At 53.8% G+C, this 26,139-nt stretch carries 27 protein-coding genes and 1 riboswitch; of the genes, 6 read left to right on the forward strand and 21 right to left on the reverse strand.

Translation table 11 applies throughout. The features are described 5' to 3' along the window. Positions 1-4: 4 nt before the first annotated feature. The gene (locus DQG13_RS25535; protein ID WP_113023066.1) at positions 5-946 is read right to left on the reverse strand and encodes an Rgg family transcriptional regulator; all 942 of its coding nucleotides are present in this window, start codon (positions 944-946) and stop codon (positions 5-7) included. Between the two features lie 108 nt (positions 947-1,054). Here DQG13_RS25535 and DQG13_RS25540 point away from each other — a divergent pair, with 108 nt between their 5' ends. From DQG13_RS25540 to DQG13_RS25550, 3 genes are all read left to right on the forward strand, one after another. Then, positions 1,055-2,326, forward strand: coding sequence for an MFS transporter (locus DQG13_RS25540; RefSeq protein ID WP_181592995.1), 1,272 nt, complete (start codon positions 1,055-1,057; stop codon positions 2,324-2,326). A gap of 85 nt (positions 2,327-2,411) precedes the next feature. Further along, positions 2,412-2,618, forward strand: a complete 207-nt coding sequence (locus DQG13_RS25545) for a helix-turn-helix domain-containing protein (protein WP_181592996.1) — start codon at positions 2,412-2,414, stop codon at positions 2,616-2,618. 36 nt (positions 2,619-2,654) lie between these two features. Beyond that, entirely contained in the window at positions 2,655-2,936 is a 282-nt protein-coding gene (locus DQG13_RS25550; protein ID WP_113023015.1) for a DUF1294 domain-containing protein, read from the forward strand. 642 nt (positions 2,937-3,578) lie between these two features. Here DQG13_RS25550 and DQG13_RS25555 read toward each other — a convergent pair. From DQG13_RS25555 to DQG13_RS25570, 4 genes are all read right to left on the reverse strand, one after another. Next, positions 3,579-4,163 carry an SGNH/GDSL hydrolase family protein gene (locus DQG13_RS25555; RefSeq protein ID WP_113023016.1) on the reverse strand — a complete coding sequence of 195 codons (585 nt, stop codon included), beginning with the start codon at positions 4,161-4,163 and terminating at the stop codon, positions 3,579-3,581. A 154-nt stretch (positions 4,164-4,317) separates the two neighbouring features. Continuing rightward, positions 4,318-7,080 (reverse strand): polysaccharide lyase family 8 super-sandwich domain-containing protein, encoded by a 2,763-nt coding sequence (locus DQG13_RS25560; protein WP_113023017.1) that lies wholly within the window; start codon positions 7,078-7,080, stop codon positions 4,318-4,320. Between the two features lie 291 nt (positions 7,081-7,371). Then, positions 7,372-8,157 carry a hypothetical protein gene (locus tag DQG13_RS25565; protein WP_113023018.1) on the reverse strand — a complete coding sequence of 262 codons (786 nt, stop codon included), beginning with the start codon at positions 8,155-8,157 and terminating at the stop codon, positions 7,372-7,374. Next, complete coding sequence (locus DQG13_RS25570; protein ID WP_113023019.1) at positions 8,154-8,342, reverse strand: hypothetical protein; 189 nt, start codon at positions 8,340-8,342, stop codon at positions 8,154-8,156. The genes DQG13_RS25565 and DQG13_RS25570 overlap by 4 nt, the downstream gene beginning before the upstream one ends. Positions 8,343-8,630: 288 nt before the next feature. On the opposite strand from DQG13_RS25570, the gene DQG13_RS25575 reads away from it, so the two are divergent. Next, complete coding sequence (locus DQG13_RS25575; RefSeq protein ID WP_113023020.1) at positions 8,631-9,029, forward strand: hypothetical protein; 399 nt, start codon at positions 8,631-8,633, stop codon at positions 9,027-9,029. A 74-nt stretch (positions 9,030-9,103) separates the two neighbouring features. Further along, positions 9,104-9,712, forward strand: coding sequence for a tyrosine-type recombinase/integrase (locus tag DQG13_RS25580; protein ID WP_146767204.1), 609 nt, complete (start codon positions 9,104-9,106; stop codon positions 9,710-9,712). On the opposite strand, the gene DQG13_RS25585 is transcribed toward DQG13_RS25580, so the two are convergent. The 15 genes from DQG13_RS25585 to DQG13_RS25655 form a co-directional block, all read right to left on the reverse strand. Further along, positions 9,713-10,453: a hypothetical protein gene (locus DQG13_RS25585; RefSeq protein WP_113023022.1), complete on the reverse strand. Its 741-nt coding sequence runs from the start codon at positions 10,451-10,453 to the stop codon at positions 9,713-9,715. It lies immediately after the preceding gene. Further along, positions 10,450-11,472: a hypothetical protein gene (locus DQG13_RS25590; protein WP_113023023.1), complete on the reverse strand. Its 1,023-nt coding sequence runs from the start codon at positions 11,470-11,472 to the stop codon at positions 10,450-10,452. The genes DQG13_RS25585 and DQG13_RS25590 overlap by 4 nt, the downstream gene beginning before the upstream one ends. A 94-nt stretch (positions 11,473-11,566) precedes the next feature. Next, the gene (locus DQG13_RS25595) at positions 11,567-12,469 is read right to left on the reverse strand and encodes an EamA family transporter (RefSeq protein WP_258525865.1); all 903 of its coding nucleotides are present in this window, start codon (positions 12,467-12,469) and stop codon (positions 11,567-11,569) included. 241 nt (positions 12,470-12,710) lie between these two features. Further along, the gene (locus DQG13_RS25600; RefSeq protein ID WP_113023025.1) at positions 12,711-14,198 is read right to left on the reverse strand and encodes an amino acid permease; all 1,488 of its coding nucleotides are present in this window, start codon (positions 14,196-14,198) and stop codon (positions 12,711-12,713) included. A gap of 148 nt (positions 14,199-14,346) precedes the next feature. Then, positions 14,347-14,563: riboswitch (Lysine riboswitch) on the reverse strand. A gap of 113 nt (positions 14,564-14,676) precedes the next feature. Then, positions 14,677-15,405 carry an HAD family hydrolase gene (locus DQG13_RS25605; RefSeq protein ID WP_113023026.1) on the reverse strand — a complete coding sequence of 243 codons (729 nt, stop codon included), beginning with the start codon at positions 15,403-15,405 and terminating at the stop codon, positions 14,677-14,679. 26 nt (positions 15,406-15,431) lie between these two features. Continuing rightward, positions 15,432-16,046 carry an ABC transporter ATP-binding protein gene (locus DQG13_RS25610; RefSeq protein WP_113023027.1) on the reverse strand — a complete coding sequence of 205 codons (615 nt, stop codon included), beginning with the start codon at positions 16,044-16,046 and terminating at the stop codon, positions 15,432-15,434. Beyond that, positions 16,036-16,953: an oligopeptide/dipeptide ABC transporter ATP-binding protein gene (locus DQG13_RS25615; protein ID WP_181592997.1), complete on the reverse strand. Its 918-nt coding sequence runs from the start codon at positions 16,951-16,953 to the stop codon at positions 16,036-16,038. Before DQG13_RS25615 ends, DQG13_RS25610 begins: the two co-directional genes overlap by 11 nt. Positions 16,954-16,982: 29 nt before the next feature. Then, a complete protein-coding gene (locus DQG13_RS25620) occupies positions 16,983-17,813 on the reverse strand; it encodes an ABC transporter permease (protein ID WP_113023029.1) in 831 nt (276 codons plus the stop codon). Continuing rightward, a complete protein-coding gene (locus DQG13_RS25625; protein WP_113023030.1) occupies positions 17,810-18,838 on the reverse strand; it encodes an ABC transporter permease in 1,029 nt (342 codons plus the stop codon). Before DQG13_RS25625 ends, DQG13_RS25620 begins: the two co-directional genes overlap by 4 nt. After that, positions 18,826-20,433, reverse strand: a complete 1,608-nt coding sequence (locus DQG13_RS25630) for an ABC transporter substrate-binding protein (RefSeq protein WP_258525862.1) — start codon at positions 20,431-20,433, stop codon at positions 18,826-18,828. Before DQG13_RS25630 ends, DQG13_RS25625 begins: the two co-directional genes overlap by 13 nt. A gap of 2 nt (positions 20,434-20,435) precedes the next feature. Then, positions 20,436-20,945 (reverse strand): nickel-responsive transcriptional regulator NikR, encoded by a 510-nt coding sequence (gene nikR, locus DQG13_RS25635; RefSeq protein WP_113023031.1) that lies wholly within the window; start codon positions 20,943-20,945, stop codon positions 20,436-20,438. 217 nt (positions 20,946-21,162) lie between these two features. Further along, positions 21,163-22,620, reverse strand: coding sequence for a glycosyl hydrolase family 28-related protein (locus DQG13_RS25640; protein WP_113023032.1), 1,458 nt, complete (start codon positions 22,618-22,620; stop codon positions 21,163-21,165). A 211-nt stretch (positions 22,621-22,831) separates the two neighbouring features. Continuing rightward, on the reverse strand, positions 22,832-23,335 hold the full coding sequence (locus tag DQG13_RS25645) for a DMT family transporter (RefSeq protein WP_113023033.1): 504 nt from the start codon (positions 23,333-23,335) through the stop codon (positions 22,832-22,834). A 5-nt stretch (positions 23,336-23,340) separates the two neighbouring features. Then, a complete protein-coding gene (locus DQG13_RS25650; RefSeq protein ID WP_113023034.1) occupies positions 23,341-24,048 on the reverse strand; it encodes a Crp/Fnr family transcriptional regulator in 708 nt (235 codons plus the stop codon). Between the two features lie 68 nt (positions 24,049-24,116). Then, entirely contained in the window at positions 24,117-24,509 is a 393-nt protein-coding gene (locus tag DQG13_RS25655) for a DMT family transporter (RefSeq protein ID WP_113023035.1), read from the reverse strand. Positions 24,510-24,709: 200 nt separating this feature from the next. Here DQG13_RS25655 and DQG13_RS25660 point away from each other — a divergent pair, with 200 nt between their 5' ends. Further along, entirely contained in the window at positions 24,710-25,243 is a 534-nt protein-coding gene (locus DQG13_RS25660) for a type 1 glutamine amidotransferase domain-containing protein (protein ID WP_113023036.1), read from the forward strand. Positions 25,244-25,347: 104 nt separating this feature from the next. Here DQG13_RS25660 and DQG13_RS25665 read toward each other — a convergent pair whose 3' ends face one another. After that, on the reverse strand, positions 25,348-26,139 hold the full coding sequence (locus DQG13_RS25665; RefSeq protein WP_113023037.1) for an ABC transporter permease: 792 nt from the start codon (positions 26,137-26,139) through the stop codon (positions 25,348-25,350).

Raw genomic sequence — 26,139 nt, forward strand, 5'->3', positions numbered from 1 at the left:
GCCTTTAGACGCTAGCCGGTGACAAAGGCTTATAGCCGCAGAGCAAACCACCCGTTTGACGGGTGGTTTGCTCTGCGGTTTGATAGGCTTGCGCCGTTGCTTCGAAATCCTGCAGCGTATCCTCCGCCTCCGCCGCAAACCCCAAGCTGCGGAATATGGCTGCACTTTCAGCCGCAAGGGCTCTTCCCGCAGCGGTGTGGCCATGAGCGGCCAGATGAAGGGCTTCGCTTCTTTTGGCAAGTATCAGCTGATGCAGATAGGCCTTATTCTTAGGCAAGGCGCGGAGCTTCAGGAGCCACTGGTCGCCTTCCTCCCGCCGGAGGCGGCGGTAGCAATGGGTAATATAGTTAGTCAGCAAATTGTACATTCTTTCCTCATAATGGGGATAGTCCTCATAACGCCGGAGGCTATCATAGCAGCTTTGCATAAACAACCGCTGAGTATCGGCATCGAACAGATAATAATAGGAGGAAAACAGGTTGATTTCCTCCAGCATCCAGGATTCCTTCTTCAGCAGGTAATCCGCCAGGAACCGCTGCTCGTTTGTCGGAATGGGAGCGGGGGGCCGGGAGGTTCCGGAGGAAAAGGAATATAACATGGCCCGGGACAAATAGGCAATCACCTTATTGTAGTCGGATTTATCGTTCCGGTGCAGAAGGTACAGCTCCTCCAGCTGCTCCCGCTTCTTGCTGTTGGCGGCAAGGGCGAAGCTGCGCCACAAGGAAACCGATTCCGGATTCCGGTACCCGGCACGGATAAACTCAAATTCCTGCAGGGTGACGCAAAGCCGCTCCAGCACCTGCATCAGGTCATGGTAGCTCAGCACGGCTTTTCCCTGCTCGAAGGAAATGGCGTAGCTTTTGGACACAATCCCCGTATAGATTTCCTTCTGGGAAAAGCCCTTCGACAGCCGGATGCTGCGTGCGGTTTGTCCGGGATGGCTCATCTGGATCTCTCCTTTTGGTCCACTATACTATACCTTCTGAAATCTGCAAATCCCCATCCTTTATACTGGGAACCGGAAGACGATCATCCGGAAGAAGGAGGGGCTCCTATGCAGCTATTCCGTCAAAACCCGCTGTACCGCAGCTTATTATCCTCGGGAGCCGTGTCGGCTCTGGGCGATTCCATCTATTATATTGCGCTGTTGACCTATGCCGGCGGCTTTCCCCATCCGTCCCGGGCCATCCTGTTGATTTCCCTGTCGGAGACCATCCCCGGAGTCCTGTCTCTATTCCTGGGGGTGCTGTCAGACCGGGCGGCGGATAAGGCGCGTCAGCTGTATGCAACCTTTTGGCTGAGGGGAGTCTTATGTCTGGTGATTGGCCTGCTGATGGGTCTGGATGCCTCGTGGCCCATACTTGCTGCTGTTGCCGTCTTCAATTTCGGTTCCGATCTGGTGGGGAAGTACGCAGCCAGTCTTCAGTTTCCCTTTATGGTGCAGGTGGTAAAGGACGGGCAACTGGAGCAAGCCAGCGGCTGGAACTCTGCCGTTCAGCGGGTAATGGGAGTGCTGTCCCAGCTGGCCGGAAGCTTCCTGGTGCTTTTGTTCAGCTACCGGACTTTGGCATGGTTGAACGGGGCTACCTTTGCGGCAGGCGGATTGATCCTGGGCATGGTTCTGAAGAGGCTTATCCAAGTGGAGAAAACCGCCATAAACAGAGAGGAGAGACGGCCTGTATCGGCTTCATTTTTCAAACAAATGAAGGGCTCGATCCGGTCACTGGTTGCCAACCGGCAGGTTTTTCCTTCAGTGGTTCAGGTCACACTGGTCAATGCGGCGCTGTTTCCCTTGTCCGCCTTGTTCTCCATGTATGCAGCGGCCAGCGAGGCTTTTGTGGTGCGCAGCTTTCCCTTTACGGTAGCCTTATTTTCTTCGGCAGGCTCCCTTGGCGTTATTCTGGGAAATGCGGCTGCCGTATATGGGTTCCGCCGAACCACCCTAAACACCATCATTGGCTGGAATTACGGCTCGGTGCTCGGGCTTTGCGCAGGCTTGCTGCTGCATTCGCCCTGGCTGTCCATCGGCATGTACACTCTGGCTTGCGCTTGCGTAGGTTTGCTGTCACCCAAATACGGAGCCATGTTTGCCCGGAATGTGGAACGGGGGCAGCTGGCTTCCATAACCGGCGCCTCTCAGACACTGGGCCATATCGGCGGTCCCGTCAGCAACATCCTTATCGGAGGAATGGCCACAGGCATCTCCCTTTTGGCCGGAACATGGGCGTTGGCAACGCTGGTAGCTGTCGGCTTCGCCATTCTGGCGGTTTCCCCAAAAGGAGACGCCGCAGGAAAAAAATGTGTTGTGGGAAGGGAAGGATCGTAGTACATTAAGAATCAATATATTTACTCCCGGAGCGCCAGGGATTGCAGCCATCATGAATTCCAGGGAGAAGAAAGAGGAAACGGCAATGACATTCGGCCAAAAAATCGAGCTGCTGCGCACGCAGCGGAATATGACCTTGCGCAAGCTGGCGGAAAAAAGCGGCATCAGCTATTCGCTGATCCAATCCATTATACAGGATGACCGGGTACCGGCGAAGGAAGCGATTCCCTCGCTGGCCCGGGCATTGTTTTATGAAGATGTGGAAGAACTGCTGAAGCTGGCCGGGTATTGAATATTTTTGAGTAGGAAGTAGGAAGGAGGGAGCAGAGTGGGAATCGTTGTAGGCGCCTATTTGCTGGTCATTAATCTGGTAGGCTTCGGATTTATGCGCACGGATAAATTGCGTGCCAAACAAAAGAAATACCGCATTCCCGAACAGCGCTTATTCCTCACGGCGATTCTGGGCGGATCGGTGGGCATTTTGGCAGGCATGCAGATGTACCGGCACAAGACCAAACATGCGACTTTTTTTGTAGGCATTCCGATTATATTGGCCGTTCAGATGGTTGTGGCCGGATATATGCTTGGAAGGCTGCTGATCGAATCATAAGCTGCAATGCCAAAATCAGTGCTCGACGCCACGGACTGATGGATGTGAGACCATGCCATGGTCTGACGCTAACGGCAGTGGGAGCTCTTATTTCTGCAAAAACACCGTTTCAGAAAATCTAACGGCGGCAACAGCCGCTATTGGGACCGATTGCTCCGCTGCAAGCCCTTTTTTAGCCCAATAAGGGCTCCTGCTTCCGTTAGATTTGGCAGCCCCCCGTTTTGGAGCAAATAGAGGCTCTCACCGCCGTTAGAAATCGGGGCATGTTCTGCGCTAAACTGCCCATGAACAGACAAATAGGCAGAGGCGCGGTCAAACACTGATTTATGGTTAGAGCCATAATTAAAGCCGAAAATTAAATTTGATTCGATGAATGGTTGTGTGAATGATGCAGGCCGAGCCGCGGTGAATTGATAATTGATAAATTCGGCAAATCCGATAAATCCAGATTAGGCATCGGTTCCGGACTCTTGCCGCCAATACTTTTACACAAAATTCGTATTTTATACAATAGTCTATATGGCGATATTTTAGGGTTAGCATTAATTGACTTGTTACCGTTGGATATGTCTCATGATCAAAATGTTCATGATAGCCGATGGTTCACCGGGAAATGGCCTGGCGCACACCTGCTCATTGCATTCATAACTTTTCCAAAATAAGTCTCACTGCTTGCTCAGCGCATAGCCTATAGCCCTCTTCTGTGAGATGGAGCCTGTCTTCGCACTTATAGCAGTTTTTATCCTGGAGCATAAGGGTATATAAATCATTTATCGTGATTTTCTCTTCAGCCGCCACCCTTTTTGCGGCATCATTATATTGTATTACCCAATCATTGTTATACTTTATGTTCACTCCTGTTCCCGTGTTATCCATTGAGGACCCGCTGGTTAGGACTGGGGTGGTTGTTGCAAAAATGATGTCTGCCCCATTCCGGCGGATCTCTGCAATAATTCTCTTGAGAAAATGAACATATTCATCTATCGGGTGTATCGCTTCTGTCATGGGCGCTTCTATATTCATATCCCAGTACCCGTTATTCCAGTGAACCACATCAAACTTTCCATGCTTGCGGAATAACTGGTTTGCCTGCCAGAGCGTATACGCTGCAAAACGGCCGTTGTCGGCATCATCATAATAAACCTCGCATTTCCCCTTCAACATATCCTTCACGTACTCGTCATACCCCATGCGGATAGAATCGCCCAATAAAAGTACCTTTTTCATATAAAAATGACACCCCTTTATTAATCAAGCCTCATATCAACATTGTAGATGCTCCTGCCGCCTAATCGAAGGTTCATTCTTTGGGTTTCTGCTACAATCGTATAGTGATTTGCGCCAAAAAACAAGGACCGCCGGGGCAACGGTCCTTGTTTCTTTACTGAGGCGTCAGTTTGATATAGTCATTCGCCAGGGTGTAGCCTGTACTTCCCGCATTTTTACCTGTAACAACGAACCTGAAGACCTTGGTTCCGGCAGAGTTAAAGGTGAAATTGCCAAAATCCAACTCCTCATACTGAATTGCCGGTGCATACTGGTCTTGCTCAAGACCTACATAGGCATTTGCTTGGGGCAGGTAAAGCTTGAATTTGCCTCTTGAATTTAATTTTTTTACTCCCAATTTAATGTTATACGTTCCGCTTGACGGGATATCTAACGTATACTCCACATAGTCGTTGATCCCATCGGCATCCAGCTTGTTTCCTGCTCCGTTGGAGCTCATCGAATCCGTAAAATCAGCCTCTGACGCACCTGAAGCTGTTGTTGGAAGATTTTCCGCCTCATACATGGTCCGCGACAGATTGAATTTTATTTTGAATGCCTTGCCGCTTGCTCCATTGACATTTACAGAAAATTTAATAGTCGGGCTAAGCTGGGTCACTGTTATTCCCGCATCTGCCGAGACCGTGCCATATGCGCGCTTATTTATCTCTATATTAATGCTGCCCGTGTTCAACTGTGTCGGGTCAGATACGGATACTTCAATATCACTTCCTGTGTTTTCCTTGGTCATAACAGCCGCTTTGGAATCACTGGAAATAATCCCCGCCGTATAGCCGCCATTCCAGAAATTAGCGCCTATGATGTTCAATTTCTCTTCCTTCACCGCATGAACATTTATAGTATTTTCCAGTATGGTAATATTGGGATTCGCAGCGTAGCTGCTTACCTGTGAGCTGGATTTATTGGGCAGCAGCACATAGGCATAACGGCCATTGGTAGGATTTGAGCCGTGATCCAGCCATAAATTCATATAGTTGTGAGTGATTGGGTCAGTCGGAGTTCTCGGCCTTGTGTCAATCTGACTCCAACTGCCTGTCCGTGCTTCGCGGGTGCCTTTAACGGTTGCAGAGCCCGGGAAGTAATAACCGATATCCGAACCAGGCACATTTCCTGCCAGATGAATCCAATTCGTTCCCGCCATAGTTTCGGACCATCCCAAGGAGGTGGGCTTGGCCGTACCGTTTACAGTCAGAGCATTATTGCCGCTGCTGGTGAGCTTCCTGTTTTCCACTACAGTTTCAACGGGAATGCCGTCGGTACTGTCAATATCCGAACCCAGGGCCACAATTTCATCGTCAAACATAAACCAGGATTTTCTTGCTTTTAGGTCTGTCCCGGGTGTGTGAAGATACATGCCGCTCACTCCATACGTATTCAGAAGCTCCGTCCCTCCCACCCAGCTTTTATCGCTGACATTGCGCGGGGAAACCGTTTTATTCTGAAGTACCGTTGTGCCCGGCAGCCTGAAGCTGTTTACCGTAGGCCAGAAACCGTCGCTGAATTGAGAAAGATCATTGTTGTAAAGGAAGGTCATACCGTCGGAAGTGTGCCAGCCCCTGATATTTTCACCGTTGCCTCTTTCGTAGTTGTATATTCTGGAGGAAAACATGCTGATGCCAAAGCCAAACCCCGGCCTAAGATGGACAGCCCGGTCCATGTTGGGATACTGCTTATGCTCTATTAGTTCTCCGCGGGAGGCTATTCCGGAATTATTCAAGATTGCATTGGCCAATACGATCATGTCTATAGGTGCATCCGTTACAAAATTATTGTAGGTATCCGTCTGAAGCCAATATTTCACCATGCTTCTGTATTTAGCGGCATCTGCCGGCGGGGCAACTTGAGACAGCCGGATAATGGCCCTGATTACCGCATGGCCTCCAATATGGTCATCCGAATAATATCTGGAGATATTCCTCCCCCTGACCATGTCCATCATGGCGCCTTTATAAACAAGCGGCTCAAAGGCCTCATACACCCAGGCATAGACATTTTGATGATCCGCATCCGTTACCTCGTAGGTTGATCCGCTTAAAAGATACATCAGTTTGGCCACATCGGAAAGAAGCGCCGATCCATAGCCGCCATTGTAAGGAAACTTGCTATGCTGAATAAAGGAACCGTCGGTATAAAAGCCGTCACCGTTGGTCACGTAATTAAAAACGGCACTTAATCCGTCCCTGCTGGCACTTACTTTTGCGCTATCCTTTACAATAATTCCCCGTACCCCCACAACTGAAGCCTTCCAAACCCTGTTCGCTCCTGTCATGCTAACCTTAGGAGTAAATTTATTCACCGCCGTCATATAGTTGGATCTTTGGGCCGAGCTCAGATTGTTATAAAGTAGGACGGTAATATCGTTGAGAGCCATCGGTATGCCGATTTCCCAGTCCCACCAATAAGTGGTATCTTCGGTTTTGTTCTCGTTGTAGCGGTTTGTGTACAACCAGTCTAACCCGTCAATGACGTCATTCAATAAAGCGCTGTTGTTCTGAAGCGGGGAACCGTACGTGCTATAGGCCACCGCCATGGTCTTCACCCTGCCATAGGTGGCGGTAAGCGCCTTGGAGTCCGCAGCACCGGATAGATCACTCCAAAGATATGTCCTGCCCGAAGATTTATTCATACTGTCCCAATTGGTTTGGGCGGTATTAGTAATTCTGCTGATTGCCGCAGCAATATTCGGGTCGGATGTATTATAGCTCGTCCCGCCGGTCAGCATCACCTTCCACTTGCTCCTCAAGGTATCAAATTCATCAGCTGCTGAAGCTTGGTTCACGAACACCGGGTTGGCCGACATAAGCAACAAGAGCGTCAACATAATGACGCCCCCCAACCGCTTAACCTTTTTGGACATGGATTACTCCTCCTTTATGATTTTTGAAGCGCTTGCATTTTTTACGTTTTCTCCTCCCCCTTCATCCGGAAGTTTACGAAACAGCTTCAATATACTGACAATCGGAATTTTCCGATAGATGACAGGCTTTTGATTTCTGGTTCATTTGTATGCAATTTTAAAAGCAAAACGCCAGCATTCAGCCTCCCGGCTTGAATAACTGGCGCATTGTTAATCAATCTACGCTTTTCAGCGCCCCATGCTTTATGGATGGGGTGATCCGTGGGACGGATACTTTGAAGCTTTAATCATCTAAGCTTGCCCCAGACATTTCACAATCCAGTCCTGCAACGATAGCCCTGCCTCCTCTGCCCGCTGGGCCAGTTCTTTCTTCTGCGCTTCCGATACAAAAAAAGTAACCGGCAACAGCCCGGTGTCGATGAGCGTGCCGTCATATTTGGATATAACCTCTCCTGACCTGATGAACAGCTTCAGCTTATCGATAAGATCGGGATGTGTGGCCGGCATCACTCCCAGCAGAACGGATTTACGCACCTCCAGGATGATTTGCTCGTCTCCCTGGGTTATTTTCATATTGGCCGGACCGGCCTGCTTGAAGAATTCTTCTATAATCGTGAAGATGATAGAGTCCTGGAACTTGGGCAGCGGAAATTCAAACCGGGCATAGCCGTACCCGTTAACCGGCTTGCGTTCGTCAATGGAAATCAGGGGAACCCAGCCTTGGCGTTTGGCTTCATCGTAGCTGAGGATTTCATTATCTCCTGTCCTCAGCTTCGCTTCGACCCTTTTGTTGTTCACCCGCTTTAGTTCCATCACCCTCGCCACAGAACCGTCCTTCCCAAAAGGCTGGAATAAAAAAACTCCGGTCCGTTTATCGTATAGAACCTCGGATTTCCCGGAGTCGGGATGCTCCCGCCGGTAACGCTCCAGCTCCTCCTCTTTAATGAAGAAAGTCCGTTTGCCGCGGTACTCCTCCTCATAATAATCCAGAACTCCATCGCGGATCAGCTTATGTATGAATGTAGCCGACCTTCCCAGCCGCCGTCCCGCCTCCACCGAGGTCAGATCCTGTTTCACATAGCTCCTCTTAAACGCCTCCACATCCGACGCCCGGAAGCGGTAGCCCCATCTCCCCGGTGGGTGGTCCGATTTACAGGCTCCAGACGCTTCTCCGGATTTTCGTGATTGATAATCTTGTAAAGCGAGGTGGCCGTGATTCCAATTTCATTGGCCGCCTGCGTCAAACTCATATAGGTTTCCATAATGATTCCTCACCTGATCAAAGTTGATGGATGGATAACAAGCATAATAGGTCATTTCCTTACTATACTTAAAATTGTTCTATGTTTCAATCAGTTCAATAATTTGAACGTAAAAGACGCATTTATCTTCCGTATTTATATGGAATGCAATAGTTATGTTTGAGCTTAAAGAATGTACCGTTATTTTAGGTTGAATATGCAAATGACACATTTCCATAGTAATGATTCAATTAAAGGCAATGTTTGCTATAATGGAAATATAAAATTATAATCAGGCGGTGCAAGCTTTTGAACAACATGATCCAACAAGAGCAACCTCTATTGTTTTCCTCCGATCAACAGATAGATGATGAAACAGCTGTCAGCCTGATTCATGCGTTAATGGACAGCCAACACTATCTTCACCTTCGTGAACGGATATCTGCTTATGAGGATGAGGACGGCAATTACGATTACTCCCAGGTTTCCAATATCGGGATGGTGTATTTGTATGTTCACAACCGGGAGAAAAAGAGGAAGGATAAGACCAAAGCGGATTATGTGCGGACATTGACCGCTTTTCTGCAGGATACGGTAAAAGCCGGTAAGCGGGATATCCGGGACTTGTCCCGTTTTGATATGGAGGTTTCCAAGCCCAACTGGAGCAGCGCTACCCGAAATCCAACACCCGGGCCAAAAAAATCGTGATCATCCACTCCTTCCTGACCTGGTGCTTTGAGGAAGGTTATCTTCAGAAAAACATCGGGCGGGGATTGCGGCAGGTGAAGAAAATCAAGGAGGAAATTCCGGAGCGGGACATTGAGGAATCTGATCTGAGGTTGGCCATTGAGTTCCATAAGGAGAATCCGAAGGTGCAGTCCCTCCTTCTTATTCTGGCCACCAGCGGAATGCGGCTGAACGAGGTGATTATACCGCGCTGGGGCGACCTCTACTACGACCGGCACCGGAAGCGGCATTACCTTATTACGCGGACCAAGGCGGATAAAATCCGGCATGTCCATATCAAGGACTACGCCCTTGATGTTCTGAAGGAATACAGAAAGAGAGTCGGGCTTGGCATCGGGCTGAACAGCGGGGATGATTCCCCCTTCTATCCCAACCGTCTGGGCAAGCGGTATAATTTAACCAGCCTGTCCACTTATTTGTCGGAGCAGATGGCGGCCGCGGGACTTACCACGGTTCACGGAAACCGGGTCACGCCCCACTTCATGAGGCATTATTTCGCCCAGACCTCCTATGCCAATGGAGCGCCGCTGGACTGGATTTCGGAAACGGTAGGCCACTCCTCCACCAAAATAACCAAGGAAAATTACCTGAGCCGCCAGTTGAAAAAAGAGCGGGATGTCAGTGATTATGTGGACTTGAATTAACTAGGGTACAAAGAATAAATGTATGGAGGCCGTTAAAGAGGTAAGAATCTGCAAGCTCTCCAGCTTGCTTAACTCGAACAATCCCTCAGGCAGCCGGAACAAATCCCGTTCAAAAATCTCCAGCTCCCGCAGCTCCGTAAGCTCCCGTATCCGGTCGGGAAGCTCCTTCAGGCTATGCCCGCTAATGTACAGCTTATCGGTTTGGTGCTTAATGGCGTCCTCCAGCAAACAATCCAGCTTCTTGTGGGATTGCAGCTCCAGGAACAGCCCTGTAATCTCATTCATCAGGGCAACGGCCTCTTCCTCGGATACATTCAACCCGTACATGCTTTCATGCGCAATGGAGCAAAGGAGGTCTCCGCCCCCCTCCTTCAAAAAGCACAGATCCTCCGGCAGGTGGGGAAAATTCCAATCCGACAGGCAGGCCGCCGTCCGCTTCAACAGGTCCCCGCTTTCTTCACAGCATTTGTAAAAATAATAGGTTCCCCTGCTATAAAAGGCATTACTGCGGTAGAGCTGGCTGTAGTGCATAACCTCCTCCAAATCTTGGCTGCCTCCAACCACCAAGGTTTCCTCAAGAAAGGGCTCCAGCGCCTTCAGTGCGTCCGTATAGCTGCTGCGCCGATCCGAATTGCCGGGGGTCACGTTATTGTCGCTTAGCACAAAACGGGGCGAATGCCGGATAGCGTAATCAATGATCTGCTCATAAGCGCGTCCCTTGGGTTCTGTATGGAATCTCATCTATCAGGTCTCCAGTCCGGTTGAATGTAACGGTTTACGGTCTCCATCATTCCGCGGATTGTATCTTGTTTAAAGAGCAAGCTGATCCCCTCCCTCACCTGAACGCCGGAAGTATGGTCAAATTCGGAAAACCGCGTATCCGGGTCAAGCTGGAACAGCAGGCATGATTTCAGATCCTTCCACTGTTCAATCGGAGCCTGGCCCCGCAAATCAATGACGTACACCAGACCCTCGGATAGATAAAAATACAAGAAAGAATCCACGATCCGCGTTTGTCCCGGCTTTTCCTTGCGGAGAATAACCGGATGCTTCATATCCTGGCCGGTTAGCTGCAGCATTACAACCTCAAGGGTATCATCATCCACATACAAACCGATTGCCGGAACGAAGCTGCCAAAAAACCGCAAAGCAGGAGATTCGCACAGCTCTGCATCAAAGCTCCACCCCGACGGAATAATGTTGAACTCCTTGCCGGATTCTATAAACGCTTTGGTGAGCAATTTTTTTAAGCCCTCCAGCTCCTCCGGTTGCTCCGGCTCATAAGGCTTCAATCTGCCGGTGTCGACGGGATAGTGCAGAATGGTCCTTCTCTCTTTATACTGCCGCTCTTGCCTGCCCGGATGCCTGTACAAGTCCTTGATAATCGGCAGAGCCTCCGTCACTGTTCGGGCAAACAGCGCCTTCGACTCCTGCCGCAAACCTTGCATCTGGATAACTGTCGTGTCATCGTCTTCCATATTCTGTTGCACCCGCGTGAAGTGAGGGGCGATTTCGGCCAAAATAAGGCGCTTGGTATCCTCGTCCGGCGCAGAAAGGTCAACCACCATATGCTCATACTCCTGCTCGGACAGTCCCATAGCCATAGCCGCCGCGGTAAAATATTGCCCAAGCGCCGTCATAATATCCGCTGTTTTATTTGCAATCTCTTTTTTCCCGAACCGGAAACGGCTCGGAGGGAAGGTGCGGCGTTCCTCCTCCCGAAATTCAATCAAGCTATATGGCTTAAGCCAATCAAACATGCTCCATCCTCCTAAAGGATAATCCGGAAGATCAATACCATTTATTTACCAATATACCGCAGGAGTCTTCAACCTTCAAGAGATTCTTCCGTACCTAAGCGGCTTTGGAGGAAATCCGCTGCTTGGAGGAGGCGGACCTGCCGCCCATCAGCTGGGGATAGGCAATGCCCAACAAAATAACCGCAATCCCCAACCATTGCAGCCCGCCGACCTGCTCATGAAGCACCAGCACCGAGGCGGTGACGGCAACCGGGAACTCGCCCGCGCTCAGAATACTGGCCAGGCCGGGATTAATTTTCGGCGCGCCGAGACCGAACAGCAGAACGGGGATAACGGCTCCGAAAGCGCCTAATGCCAAGCCATACGGCCATAACTCAGTTGTTTGCGCTACATTCGGAATGACCTTGGGGGTGAAAATGATCAGCAGCATCAGCAAGCTGCCGGTTGAGATGCAGAAGCTGCGGGTAATAAGGGGAAGCCGCGTCTCTACCCTTCCGCTGCAATAAATGAACAGCGCCATCATCAAGGCTGATCCCAATCCATAAAGGATACCGGACAAGCTAAGCTGAAAATCGCCGCCGCCCAAAAGACCTCCGGCCAGAATGGTTCCTGCAAACAAAATCAGCACGGAGACCAAGGTGGCTCCGGAAGGCCATTTCCGAGAAAGAGCAGCTTCAAGCCCAACACCCATCCAGGTGAATTGAAACAGCAGCACAATAGCAATGGACGCCGGGAGCGTCTGCAAGGACATATAATAGAACACACCCGTTAAGCAGGTACACGCCCCAACTCCCGCCAACCGGATAAACTGCCTGAGGGTCACTTTTTTCCTTGAGAAAATAAGCATCAGAACTAACATCAGGAGCCAGCCGAAGCCGTATTGCCCGCCCATTACCTCCTGAATCGTAAAGCCTTCGCTATAGGCTGTTTTCACAATCGTGGACAAAATGCCAAATGAGCATGCGCCCAAAAATACATACAGTGAGTTCTTCCACACCTGCGTCAATTTCTTGTTGCCCTCCTTTAAAAATATAAAACCACCCTATTGTTTTGGAATCCAAAAAACAATAAAGTGGTTTGATCGCAAATTATTCAGTTGGTTTGACCCGTCTTATTATAAGCCACGGCGGAAGCAAAGTAAATACGAAAAACCGGGCTGCCGATCATTCCGGTCCTCCAAATACCGGCAAAGCCTCTCGCCCACAGGACAATTCCCTGCAAGCAAGAGGCTTTTTTGTCTACCCTTCGTGTGTGGTCAAATCGCATTCTTCCAGCGGCACAAGCTTGCTCTTTCGGAAAAATCCGTAGCCCAGCCAAATCAGCAGGAACAGCGGCAGGCTGACGTAAGAGACAAGCACGCCGTACCAGTCGATGGATTCCCCGGTGAAGGCGCCCATGTTCTGGCCGAGGATGGCAACCAGGCAGATTGCGAAGGCGAACAGCGGCCCAAACGGAAACCATCTGGCCCGGTACGGCAGCTCGTCCAGGGAATGGCCCTGCTTTACGAAGGCGCGGCGGAAGCGGTAATGGCAGACGGCGATGCCCAGCCAGTTGATAAACCCGCACATGCCCGAGGCGTTCAACAGCCAGTTGTACACAATGCCGTCGCCGAAGAAGGAGGCCAGGAAAGCAAGCATGCCGACAGCGGTGGTAACCAGCAGCGCGCCGACGGGAACACCACGGCTGTTCAGCTTGGCAAGAGCCCGGGGAGCCATCCCGTCCTTGGCCATGGAGAACAGCACCCGTGTGGCGGCATACATCCCCGAGTTGCCTGCGGACAGCACGGAGCTTAGAATAACGGCGTTCATCACCGATGCGGCAAAGGCCAAACCGGCTTTTTCAAAGATAATGGTAAAGGGGCTCACGCCGATGTCGTCAATTCCGCCCCGCAGCAGATTCGGGTTGGTGTACGGAATCAGCAGGCCGATCACCAGAATGGCGAAAATGTAAAAAATCAGAATGCGCCAGAACACTTGGCGGATGGCCTTCGGCACATTTTGGCGCGGGTTTTCGCTTTCGCCTGCCGCCACTCCCACCAGCTCCGTCCCCTGAAAGGAGAAGCCGGCTGCCATGAATACGCCCAGGAAGGCAAAGAAGCCGCCGTGGAAGGAGCTTCCGCCAAGCTGGAAATTGCTGAAGCCAACGGCTTCGCCGCCCAGGATGCCGAAGATCATCAGGACGCCGACAGCCAGGAAAATAATAACAGTGGTAATCTTGATAATGGCGAACCAGTATTCCGACTCTCCGTAGCCGCGTGAGGACAGCACGTTCAGCCCGAACATCAACAGCAGGAACAGCAGGCTCCACAGCGCCGAGTGGCTTTCCGGGAACCAGTATTTAATGATCACCGTAGCAGCCGCCAGCTCTGCGGCAATGGTGACCGCCCAGTTGTACCAGAAATTCCAGCCCACGGCGAAACCGAAGGCCGGGCTGATAAACCGGGTGCCGTAGGTGCTGAAGGAGCCGGAATCGGGCATATAGGTGGCCATCTCGCCCAGACTGGTCATCAGGAAATAAACCATGATGCCTACTGCCAGATATGCCAGCAGCGCGCCGCCTGGACCCGAGGAGGCAATTGCTCCGCCGCTGGCCAGGAACAGCCCGGTGCCGATGGAGCCGCCAAGGGCAATCATGGTCAGATGCCTGGCTTTAAAGCTTTTGCGCAATGTCTGGCCGCCGTTGTTGCCGCCGGACGGCACTGTTTGATTCTCTTGCTGCTTGAGCATGAATAGGGACACTCCTTCGTATGGGTTGTCATGGATTGTTCATGAACGGGAGGCCTATGCGGTGCGCCGGACTTCCGGAAGCGCAAAAAAACCGCAGACAACTGCTGCGGTTCCATAAGCAAATCTATGGCTGCCGCATCATACTCCCTGTCAAGATAGCGCAACACGGGCGGAGGTCTGAAGCCTTGCGGCGACAAACCTTGCACCGTGACAGTTCCGTCCCTTTCGGAAACGGCCCCAGTCCGCGCGGCTAACAAAGAGCAGCTGCACGGGCTTCGGCGGGTATGCCTTTCCATAAGGATCACAGACGGCTCTTTAGCGTCTCCCCTTAGGTACTCTTCATATCCGCGACCTCTACCTCACCTTTGGTATGATGAGGCTATCTATGATGAACACATGGACAGGGATTAGTATAATGCATAAGCACCTGATCAAGCAATAACAAATCACGGAAGATTGGTGTCAGTTTGACCAAAGTTCAAATCAGCAGCTCCGCTTCTATCGCAGCCAATACCTCATCGTAATTTGCAAACTGGTAATCTGCCAAGGCCTGGATAGCTTCCCGTTCGCCGTCGGAATATTTATCGTACATGGCCACCGCTTCAATTCCCGCATTGCGGGCCGCCTCGATGCCGATCAGGGAATCCTCAAAAATCAGGCATTCCGCAGGAGCGGCGTTCTGTTCCCGCATAATTCTCAGATAAACCTCCGGATTGGGCTTAATTTCCTTCGTATCCTCCCGGGCATAAAGAATGGAGAAGCATTCGTCCAGCCTGGCCTTCCCCATCATATTCCGGTTGGCAGTCAGATAAATGTCCAGGTTTTTTCTTCTGGTTGTGGTTGCCATCGCCAGCACGAACCCATGGGCCTTCAGCCGGTGCAGCACCTTGTCGGCGCCGGGTTTGTAGTCGATGGTATTCGCCAGGTAATCGTCGGCAATCTCATACCGGAGCTTCAATATATCCTCCCCGGTGCAGTCTGCGCGGTACGTTCCCCGCAAATATTTGCAGTATTCCAGATAGGGGTGATCCGCCTTGCTGGAAAGCCGCATCACCGCGTCCCGCTGCTTCTGAATTTCTGTCTCAGAGGGTTCCGCCCCGCCGCCGATGGCCTTGATGACCAGCCGGTCTACCTCATTCCAGACCCCTACTGAATCCACCAGAGTGCCGTCCAAATCAAATATGATGATCCTTTTGCCTGCAAACATGTCTGCTCGCCCTCCTGTTCCGCCGTTTATTCCGCCAGATCGCTCCAATAGAGGATTCTGCCGCATAACCGCTTGGCCAGGGCCGCGTCATGGGTAACGGCGAGAATTCCGCTGCGGCTGCGTTCAGCCCATTGCAGGACGGTATGCCATAACAGCGCCTGGGTAATAGCGTCCAGCATGGTGGTCATTTCATCGGCAATGAGGTAGCGGGTTCCCGCTCCCAACGCTCTGGCTACGCAAATCCGCTGCAGCTCTCCCCCGGACAGCTCATTGGGGTAGCGGTCCAGCCATTCCTCCTCGACGGCAAGCTCCTTCAGCCATTCCATGTCTGTCATCCCGGCCTCCGCCAAGGTCCGGCGCAGCTTCCACTTGGGATTTACCGCCTGCTCCGGATGCTGCAGCACCAGCTGCACCGGATTGCGCTCTCCTTTGGGAGCCGTGGCGGGCGCGCCATTTACGCTAATGCCGCCCTGCCGGGGCGCCAGATGGCCTGCCAGCAGCTTGCCCAGTGTGGACTTGCCGCAGCCGCTGGGCCCAACCAGTCCTACCACCTCTCCCGGTTCGATGCGGATATGCACATCCCGGAATATCCAATCCTGCTTATTGTACCGGTAGCCTAAGCCTTTTCCCTCAAGTGGCATGAAGACACCTCGCTTTTCCGTTTCTTACCCCGCGCAGCTCGGGAAACTGAAGCTTGCACTCCTGAGTGGCCGCGCCGCAGCGGGAGGCGAAGGCGCAGCCTCCGGAATGCTCTCCGGGCAAGGGTTGGGAGCCGGCAATCGGAGTAAACTGCCGGGAGGGCAAGGCCCGCCACAGGGCTTTGGTATACGGATGCCGCAGCCCGGCTCCGTCAGCCGCAAAGTCGCTGCGGTGGGCAATTTCCACCACTGTTCCGGCGTAAAGGACGGCGATCCGGTCGGCAACCGTAAGGGCGGCTTCGATATCATGGGTGATCAGCATCACCGCTCCCCCCTCCTCCGCCAGCAACCGGAAGCGGCCCAGGGTCTCCTGCATGGCGGGGGCATCCAGGCCAGGGGTGGGCTCATCGGCGATAAACAGCCGCGCTCCGCTTACGGTAGCGGTGGAAATGAGAATTTTCCGGGCCATCCCTCCGGACAGCTGGAACGGAAAAAACCGCGCCACTTGCTGGGCCAGATGAAATCTGCGGAAGGCCCCCTGCTGCTTCTCCGCCGGATCGCCTTGACGGACAGCCTGCTGCACCTGCCGGCCAACCCGCATAAGCGGGTCGAGATACTGGACGGACTGCGGAATCAGCGCAATTTCCCTGCCGCGCAGCCGCTTCTGCCGCTCCGGCGTCAGGCTTTCGCCTTGAAACTCCATCCGTCCGCCAACCTGGGCGTTGCCGGGGAGAATGCCCAGAATCGCGTGGGCCAGCAAGCTTTTGCCGGAGCCGCTGGACCCGACCACGGCGACAATCTCCCCCGCCTGGATGGACAGCTGCAGATGATGCAGCACCTGCGTCTGCACCTGCTTCAAGCCCCGTTGAAACCGGCTGAACCGGATGGAAAGATCATGGATGTCCAGCATTTTGCACACCTCCTCCAGGTAACGAACGACTATTCCTCATGGGCATGCCTTGGGTCTACCCATTGCTTCAAATTTTCCCCCAGCACGGCAAAGGTGCGGACTAATGCCAACAGGCATATCCCCGGAAACAAAGCCAGCCACCACAGCCCGGAGGACAGATAGCGCATGGATTCGGATAAAATAATGCCAATGGCCGGTTCATGGGGGGATAACCCCATGCCGATGAAGGTGATGGAGGCTTCATGCAGAATGGCATGAGGCACCACCAGGATAAGCCCTACCAGAAGCTGCGGAAGCAGGTGGGGGGTAATATGCTTGGCTGCAATCCACCAGCGGGATTTGCCGAAATTCCGGGACATAGCCACGTAAGGAGCAGTCCTGATCTGCAGCACCTCGGCCCGGATCACTCTGGACAGGCTGGGCCAGTGAGTCAAGGCCACCCCGATAATAATCCCCTTGGCCCCGCCGCCCAGCACGAAGGCGATCAGGAGCAGCGTCACCAGATGCGGGACGCTCAAGAACAGGTCGGTGAGCCAGGCCACCACCCGGTCCACCGCATTCCCCATACCGGCGGCGGCCAATCCAAGGATGCCGGCAATCACCACGCTGGACGCCCCGGCGGCAAGTCCCACCTGAAGGCTAAGCGCCAGTCCCTTGACGGTGCGGGTCAGCATATCCCGGCCCAGCCAATCCGTCCCAAAGGGATGCGCCAGCGACGGGCCAAGGTTGCGCTGTCCGAGATTGGCCGCCAGCCCTGCGGGGTCCATCCAATGGGCGGTCACATACAATAACAGCAGAAGCAAAAGCGCCGCGGCAGAGGTGATCCACAATTGGCGGCGGTAATGAAAGAAGGTTCTCATGGCCGGCTCCCCGCCTTCACTCTGGGATCGATCAGACGGTAGCTGATATCCGCCAATGCATTGCCTGTAAACACAAACACCGCGCTGCACAGCACGACTCCCAGAAGGAGCGGCACATCGCCGCGGAGCCCCGCCTCCACTGCCGCCTGGCCCAGGCCGGGGTAAGAAAAGACCTGCTCCGCCAGAACAGCGCCGCCGAACAGCTCGCTGAAGGAGGCAAACTGCAGGGTGATGGCAGGCAAGGCCACATTGCGCAGTCCATGCCTCCGGAAAATCGTAAAGCCTTGCTCCCCTCTTGCCTTGGCAAACAGCCAATATTCCGAATCCATCACATCCAGCAGCTTTTCCCGGGTGTGCAGGGCAATGGAGGCAATCCCCGTTACACTCAGCGTCAGGACAGGCAGCAGCATGTGCCGGAGGCGGTCGGCCAGCTGAACCTGATCCGCCGTAACCCCTGCGGGAACCGCCAGTCCCACCGGAAGCCAGCCCAGCCAGACGGCAAACACCAGCATCAGCAGCAAGCCCACCCAAAAGGTGGGGGTGGACGACAGGATATAGCAATACCAGCGCACCAGCCGGTCCACCCATGAATTCCGTTTCATGGCCGCCACAATGCCGCAAACAAAGCCGATGACCCCCGACAGCGCCCAAGCGGCTCCCATCAGCGCCAGGGAGGCGGCGAAGCGTTCGCCGATCACCTCCAGCACGGGACGCCTGTAGATCATGGAGGTCCCCCAGTCGCCGCTGGCCAAGGCGGTGATCCAGTTCCAATAGCGGGTTGGCGCTGGATCATTCAAGCCCCAATACTCCACAATGGCCTGCCGCTGCTCCGGGCTGACCTTCATCATATCCGCCCCCACGTATGCTTGAATGGGATCGATGGGGGAATAATGCACCAGGATAAACGAGACGGCGCTGACGGCCAGGAGAAGGAGCAAGAGCCTTAAGCCTTTGCGCCCCAAAAAGGAAAGCACTGCTTTTCCCCTGCCCGTTGCCCCTGAATAATCACGCTTTATGGTTTCCATCGCCACTCCTCAATATTGTCGGTGACCGGCCAGCCATGCCCGTGGGGATGAACCTTCTGCTGCCCGATATCCAGACCCGACTTGACCAGGTAGAGATGATCCAGATTCACCAGCCAGGCCCATGGGGCGTCCCCTCTGGCGCTTAAGCCGGTTGTGCCGTCCCATTGCGCTTTTTTCCAATAGTCCCAGGCTTCCTTCTCATTGGTGGAATGAAGGGCCTTTGTCATGTACCCTTCCACCGTCGGATTGTTGTAGAAACCGGGATTGTAATACTCCACCCCGCCGAATTTGGCGCTGTACACATTGTACATTTCCAGCGGGTCTTGGCTGCCCCAGCCCAGAAGCACCGCGTTGGCGTGCATCTGCTTTTCGATCTCGTCCCAGCTTTTCCCCTCCACCTTCACCTGAATCCCCAACGGCTTCAGCATATCCGCCGCTGCAATGGCAAGGGATTGGCGGCTTACGTCATTGGATGGGTACAGCAGATTGAATTGGGCCTTAAGCGCCCCCTTTTCCAAAATGCCATCCTTGTCCGCGTCCAGCCAGCCGCTTTCGGCCAGCAGCTTTTTGGCCCCGTCCATGTCCGCATCCTTAATCACCGCCTCCGGGTTGAACCAGGGCAGTCCGTCGTTCAGGGTATAGGCCGGGGTGCCATGTCCTTCGAGAATCCCTTGAACCAAGGCTTTCCGGTCCAGAGCCATATTGATGGCTTTGCGGATGGCCGGGTCCGCGGTCACATCGTTGCCGATAGGATAACCCTCGGCTGTTTTGCCGCCAGCCTTCACATAAGGGAACATAATGCCCCGGTTATCTGCCGTAGGCAGGGCCGCCAGCTCCATTCCAGGGACGGTTTGTTTGCTGAATGCCGCCGGGATGGCGGCCATATCCACCGTTCCGGCTTTGGCAGCGGCAAAGGCAGCGTCCTCATTCAGAAACAGGAAGGTGATCCGTTGAAAAAACGGCGTGGTGCCGTAATATTCCGGATTGGCCTCGACAATCAGCTGCTGTCCCTTGTCCCATTGCACCAGCTTAAACGGCCCCGACCCAACCGGCTTCAACGCATAGTCCTTCCCGTGGGCGTGTTTGGGAACAATCCCGGTAGAAACCAGCATTTGCGCAAAGGTGGATTGAGGTTCCTTCAGCGTAAACCTGACGGTCAGCTCTCCGTCGGCCTCCACCCTGCCCATATTGCTGAGATCGATGGAGGAGCCGCTTTTGGCGGCGGTTTCATACGTATATTGCACATCCGCAGCCGTCAAGGGTTGGCCGTCGCTGAACTTTACGCCGCTTTTCAGCTTGACGGTCCAAATCAGGCCGTCTGTACTGACCTGCCAGCTGTCGGCCAAATCCGGCACAATGTTCAGCTTGCTGTCCCGCTTCAGCAAGGTGCTTTGGAAAAGCGGCGAGCCGTACCGGCCCCAGCCTGTTGTGGGATCAAAGCCGGTTTCCGGTTCCCCGCCAATAGCCAGGATCAGTTCCTTCTTGGCCGCACCGGCGGTGTCGGCAGTTGGCTTGGGCTTGTCCGCCTTGCATGCGCTCACAAATATAATCAGGGTCATCAGCATCAAAAAAACGGTAAAACACTGTTTTTTCATTCTCAGTCCTTCCTTTCTGTGCCCGGATGGGAATGCGTATGTACATGGCTGCCATCATGATGATGATCGGTCTCCTCACCGGCCGAATCAATGAAGGTTACGGACAGCTCGGCATAAAATACCCCTTTTTGCACCTTAATCCGGTTGGTCAGCTCCCGCAGCCGATTTACCTGCCCCCGCACCACAATGACCTCCAGACACTGGTCATGATTAAGATGGATATGCATGGTGGAGATAATGTCGTGATGGTACTGGTGCTGCAGTCCCGTTAAGGTAATGGCCAGATCATTCACATGATGGTCGTACACCATCACAATGGTGCCGGCAGCCGATTGGTTCGGACTGGTATGATCCGAATCGAGAATCGCCTTGCGCACCAGATCCCGGATGGCCTCCGAACGGTTTTCATAACCTTGTTTGCCGATAAGCTTGTCGAACCGGCCCATCAGCTCCTCCGGCATGGATACCCCAAACCGGACCAGGGAGGATTCTTTTTCCGATTTTTCCGACACTGGATCAACCCCCGCATCATGTACTGGAATTATTTATGTATGGTGCTACAAAACATATAAAACGTAACACGAAATCCGCGGCTTGTGAAGCATAATTTTAACGGAAAGCCATTGAAAGCAAAAACAACACCAAGGACACTATGTCCCTGGTGTTGCGCCGTTTTATGAGCCGTCCTGGTTTGCCCCGAGTGGAAGCCGCCATGGCCGGTTTGTCCGTTTATCGGGACAGCCTATGCTGCAATTGGGCTTTGTACAGATTCGCCGGCATGATGCCGCCTCCTGCGGGCAATGGCTCCATCCAGCGCCCCTCCGGCTGGCATACCGGGGCTTCCTCCGTGGGATATCCCACCAGATTCAGGGATGCCGGAGCAAAGCCCGCCGGATAGGACTGGGACTTCCGGGCATAGATATTCCAGAAGGTGCCCCGCGCGGCGCAGTGCCTGCCCAAGGCTGCTCCTCCCCCGCTCCTCCACAGCCGGCTTCCGGCTCCCGCATCGATGTCTGTAAACAAATTGGCATACGGAGCCCGTTTGTGGTGATCGAAGCACATGTCCAGCCCCCGGCCTCCGGCGATGACATTGCCTGCGCATTTGCTGACGGATATATCGTGAATGAATGTGCAGCGGTAGTCGAAATCCTCCAGCAGATTGTCGTCTCCATATATGTAGATGCCATGATGACCCGTACATTCGTCGAAGGCATCCGCCTCCCGGAAGGCTTCCATCACCAGATTCCGGATGGTGCAGAATTTTCCCTTCAGAATGATGCCGCAGTCCGAATTGCGGATGGTGACTCCGTTCACCCAGCAATGGGAGGCATTGGTAATGGCAATGCCGTTATAGCCCAACTCCCTGAAATGCCCGGCATAAGGGACATCCGGGAACTCCAGGGTCAGCCCTTCGATGCCCGCCTCTTCCACCGTCGGCCGGAATTGCCGGATGACCGGCTGCCATTCCGCCCTGACATCAAAGCGCAGCGCCCGGTCAAGCGTAATGCTTCCTTCGCCGACACTCACGATTTCCGCCACCAGACTGGCTGTGGTGCTTCCCAGGAGCTTGTCCGTATCTCCCGGATCGCCGGTATACAAATGGACGGCAAGGGAATTGTCCGCCGTATCCTCCTGGAACACCTCGATTCGCTGTCCCGGGGTCAACCCGGCTGTGGAATCCACATGGATTGTCCGTTCTCCGTAAGACGCATTCCGCACTATGGAGCCAAGAGGAGCCGTGCGGAAGTCCCCGGTTATGGCGATAAGCCCGCCGGACCAGGAGTAATTGGAGGTCCGTTCCCCTGTGGTGGTCGCTCCCCAATCCGGGCTGATATCCGTCAGGTGGCGGGTGAAGCTCAGCACCGTTTCCCCTGCTCCCGCGCCTCTGAGCACCACCCGGCTTCTCGCCAGCCGGAGCTGTCCGGTCAGCTTGTAGCGCCCCGGAGGAATCCACAGCGCGCCCTCCTCCATCCGGTCTATCGCCGCCTGGAAAGCGGCGGTGTCATCCTGCTCCCCGTCTCCGGCAGCGCCGAAATCCCGCACGTTAGCAGTCACCGGCGGCTGAGGCAGCTCCCGGCTTCCGCAGCCGTATCCGGCAAAGGAAAAATCGGGCAGCCGTCCGTCCGCCCTCCACAATTCGCCTGCCTCCCCCCAGAGAGGAGAGGTTGTACTTCGGGTTGATGCCATTTTGTCTGAACACCCCTTTTATCGTCCATCGGAAATTTATGGAAATGGGAGCTTTGTCCAGGGACGAAAGCTGCCCGTTTTCATTATATACCGTAGACTGGGACACTTGTAGCAGGAAAATTTGCAGCGTTTAAGAGACGCTGAGCTCCGCTGCAACGGGGCCGCCCTTAGCCGAAGCGCCGAAGCAGCAATAGCGGCATCCCTGTCATGCTTAACACTCTATGCTATCGTAAGCCGGGGCCGCCTTCCGGCGGCTGCCGCTTCGGGCCTCCTGCGGCTTCCGGCCGCCCAGCTTAAACACCACAATACCTGCTGCGATTACCAATACCCCCAACAGCTGCGTTCCCGTAAAGGGCACCTTCTCCAGCCCAAACCAGCCTAGAGTGTCCCAGACCACTGCAAAGCCCAGCTGCGAAACCATAGCCACTGCCGCGGCATAGGTGGGACCCAGCAAATGGGTTCCCCGCACCATGCAGGTCACTACCCCAACCCCAATCAGACCGCTGAAAAAATACCACGGCTCCACATGCCCCGGACGGAACATACCGGTTCCTTCAGAGGCAAGGCCGATGACGAAGGAGGGCAAAAAGCCCATTCCCAATACCAGTGTAGTCGTCACCCATAAGCCTGCTTTCACATGGACCCGGTTGTTGAAAATATTCTGCAGGCCCACAAGCCCGCCTGCAAGGGCGGCCATCAAAATGCCGATTGCCATGGCGGTCATTGCTCCTTTTCGTAGATATTATGCTTGGCCAGCGCCTGAAGCTTATTTCGGTCGGCCACGGTAATGCCCTTCCGGCTCCGTTCCACCAGCCCGTCCCGGCAAAACTGCCGGATCACCCGGTTGACATGGCGGTAGCTGGTCCCGATCAGATGGGCGGCATCCGTCAGATTGACAGGCCGTTTCGAAGGGGAGTGCTCCCCTCCCTCCCCATTCCCGCCGGATATGGACAACAAGTAGCTGGCCAGCCGCACCTCCACCGGATACAGGAGATTAAAGCTGAGGGAAGCGGATTTTATGAAAAACTTGTCGGTAATCATCTTCAGCAGAAATTGCAGCAGCGGCGCATGATCCCCGTACTGGCGCAGAACACGGTACGGAATAGCCAGCATGGTGACAGGCGTCATGGCCTCCACCGTGTTCATAATGTCGGTTTCCCGGATGTATTCGATATCCCCGATCAGCTCCAGCGGGTTTTTGAAGCTGAGAATCAGAGTTTTGCCCTCTTCGGAGGTGGTGAAAATTTTCAGCTTGCCGGCAATCAGAACATATAGGGTATGGCCGGGGTCTCCCTGGGAGCATACCAGCTCCCCTTCCTCAAAGGAGCAGATGCTCATATAGGGCCGGAGCGGCGGATGAAGCACTTCCTCCAGACCATGCTCTGCCAACACCCGGTTCAAAAACCCGCTGTCCTTCCATTCCTTCATATTTCCCGTACCCCGTTTCCCGTTATGGTTCCCTGGATATCATCATGCCCATCATAAGCCAAGAATGATCACACCGCGAGAAATTGGGGAAGATGCATCTGTTTTTTCCCAATCCCGAACCAGCCTCTGCCATCCACAAGAAACGTTATTCCCAATTGGGCGATAAGCACGGCGGATACGGAAAGTGTGGCTCCGACGTGATGAATTGCTGTAATATTGCTAAAAATAATCACCGACGCCAATGCGCCCCCGCCCAAATACAGCGGCTTCACCTGCCGGAGCGGGGCAAAATCGGGTTTCCCCGTCAAAGCCAGCATCAGCAGCAGCGCAGCCAAAAAACCGGTCAGTTGGGTAAGAGCAGCCGCCTGCCAGGTTCCCATATCGCTGCCGATCCGGGAATTGGCCACTCCCTGCAAAGTAATCAAAGCTCCGCCCGTAAAGGCGTAAACAAGTCCCTTCATCATGTTCCTCTCCTTGCCGCGGGTTCTTCTTCCTTCATTAAACGATACCGGATGAAACGGCAGTTAGGACATATGTCCTTTTGCAGCCGTTTGCCCGCGGAGGCGGTTAAAATGGAGCTTCTTGTTTATCCAAGCGGCAATACAGGGTAATACTATAGCATGAAGTCTCTCGCCATCCATCCTGAAAGGAGCTGTGCACGATGAAGCAAATGACCAAGAAGGTTGCATTTCTGCTGGCGGACGGATTCGAGGATTCCGAGATGAAGAATCCGTATGAGGCCATTGCCAAAAACGGCAATGACGCCGTCATTATCAGCTCGAACGCAAATGAAGAGCTCCATGGCAAAAAAGGGACCATCGCTTATACCTCCCACCTGTCCGCCAAAGAGGCCAACGCTGCCGATTACGAAGCCGTCATCATTCCCGGCGGCAAATCCCCGGAGAAGCTGAAGCATGATCCGTATATGATCAAGTTTATCCAGGAGGCCGACAAGGCGGGCATCACCATTGCCGCTATTTGCCATGGTCCCCAGCTGCTGGCCGAGGCCGGACTGCTGAAGGGAAAAGTATTGACCTCCTATCCCGGCATTGCCCAGGAGGTAATCGCCGCGGGAGGCAGCTATCTGGACAAGCCGGTAAAGGTGGACGGCAATCTGATCACCTCCCGGACGCCGGAGGATGAACCGTTCTTTATTGAGGAAATCATCAACAAGCTGGGCGTTACCGCCTACTGACGCCAACTGGCAGCCCAATACAAAAAAGCCCCGCCCCTTTTGGTTTTTGACCCAAAGTGGGGCGGAGCCCTGTAAACCGAAAAAGCCGGCTCTCCGGCTTTTTCTCATTTTCCTCTTCCCTGCACAGCCCTGCCTTTTCCCGCTATGCCGTAACGCCGCAGGGTCAGCCCTCCCAGCAAGCCCAGCGCCCGGTCGGCTGCAAAACCCATGATGCCCAGGGACAGAAGCCCCACGAAAATCCAGTCGGTTTTGAAATACAGGCGGGAATTCCAGATCATAAAACCCACGCCGCTGTTGGCCGCCACCATCTCCGCCCCGATAATCGCCATAAAGGAGGAGCCCATCGCCAGCCGGATGCCGGTGAACATATATGGGACGGTGGCGGGTACGATGACATGGAGCAGAATCTGCCATTCCGATGCGCCCATGCTCCGGGCCGAACGGACCTTGTCCTCCTCTACCGCTTGGGCGCCGCTCATGGTATTCAGGAGAACGATGAACAAGGTGGAATACAGGATCAGCATAATCTTGGACTTCTCGCCGATACCGAACCAGAGCATAAATAAGGTGATAAAGGCCAACGGCGGGATAAACCGGATAAAATTGAGAAACGGCTCCGTTACCGCCCGGACGGACTTGAAGCGCCCCATAATAATGCCCAGCGGAATGGCGAGGGCGCTGCCCAGAACCCATCCCGTCAGCACCCGCAGGAAGCTGATGCCGATGTAGCGGAACAAGGACCCGTCCTGGGACAGCTCCAGGGCCCCCTTCAATGTCCGGTACGGACCGGGCAGAAAATCCGGATTGGAAACAGAGGCGGCGGCTTGCCAGATCAGGAGTCCGATGATCCAGGTAAACACGCCCGCCTGATAGCTTTTGCGCAGAATCCGCAGCAT

Origin of the sequence: Paenibacillus sp. YN15 (assembly GCF_003285005.1) — a bacterium.
Classification (GTDB): Bacteria; Bacillota; Bacilli; order Paenibacillales; family NBRC-103111; genus Paenibacillus_AR.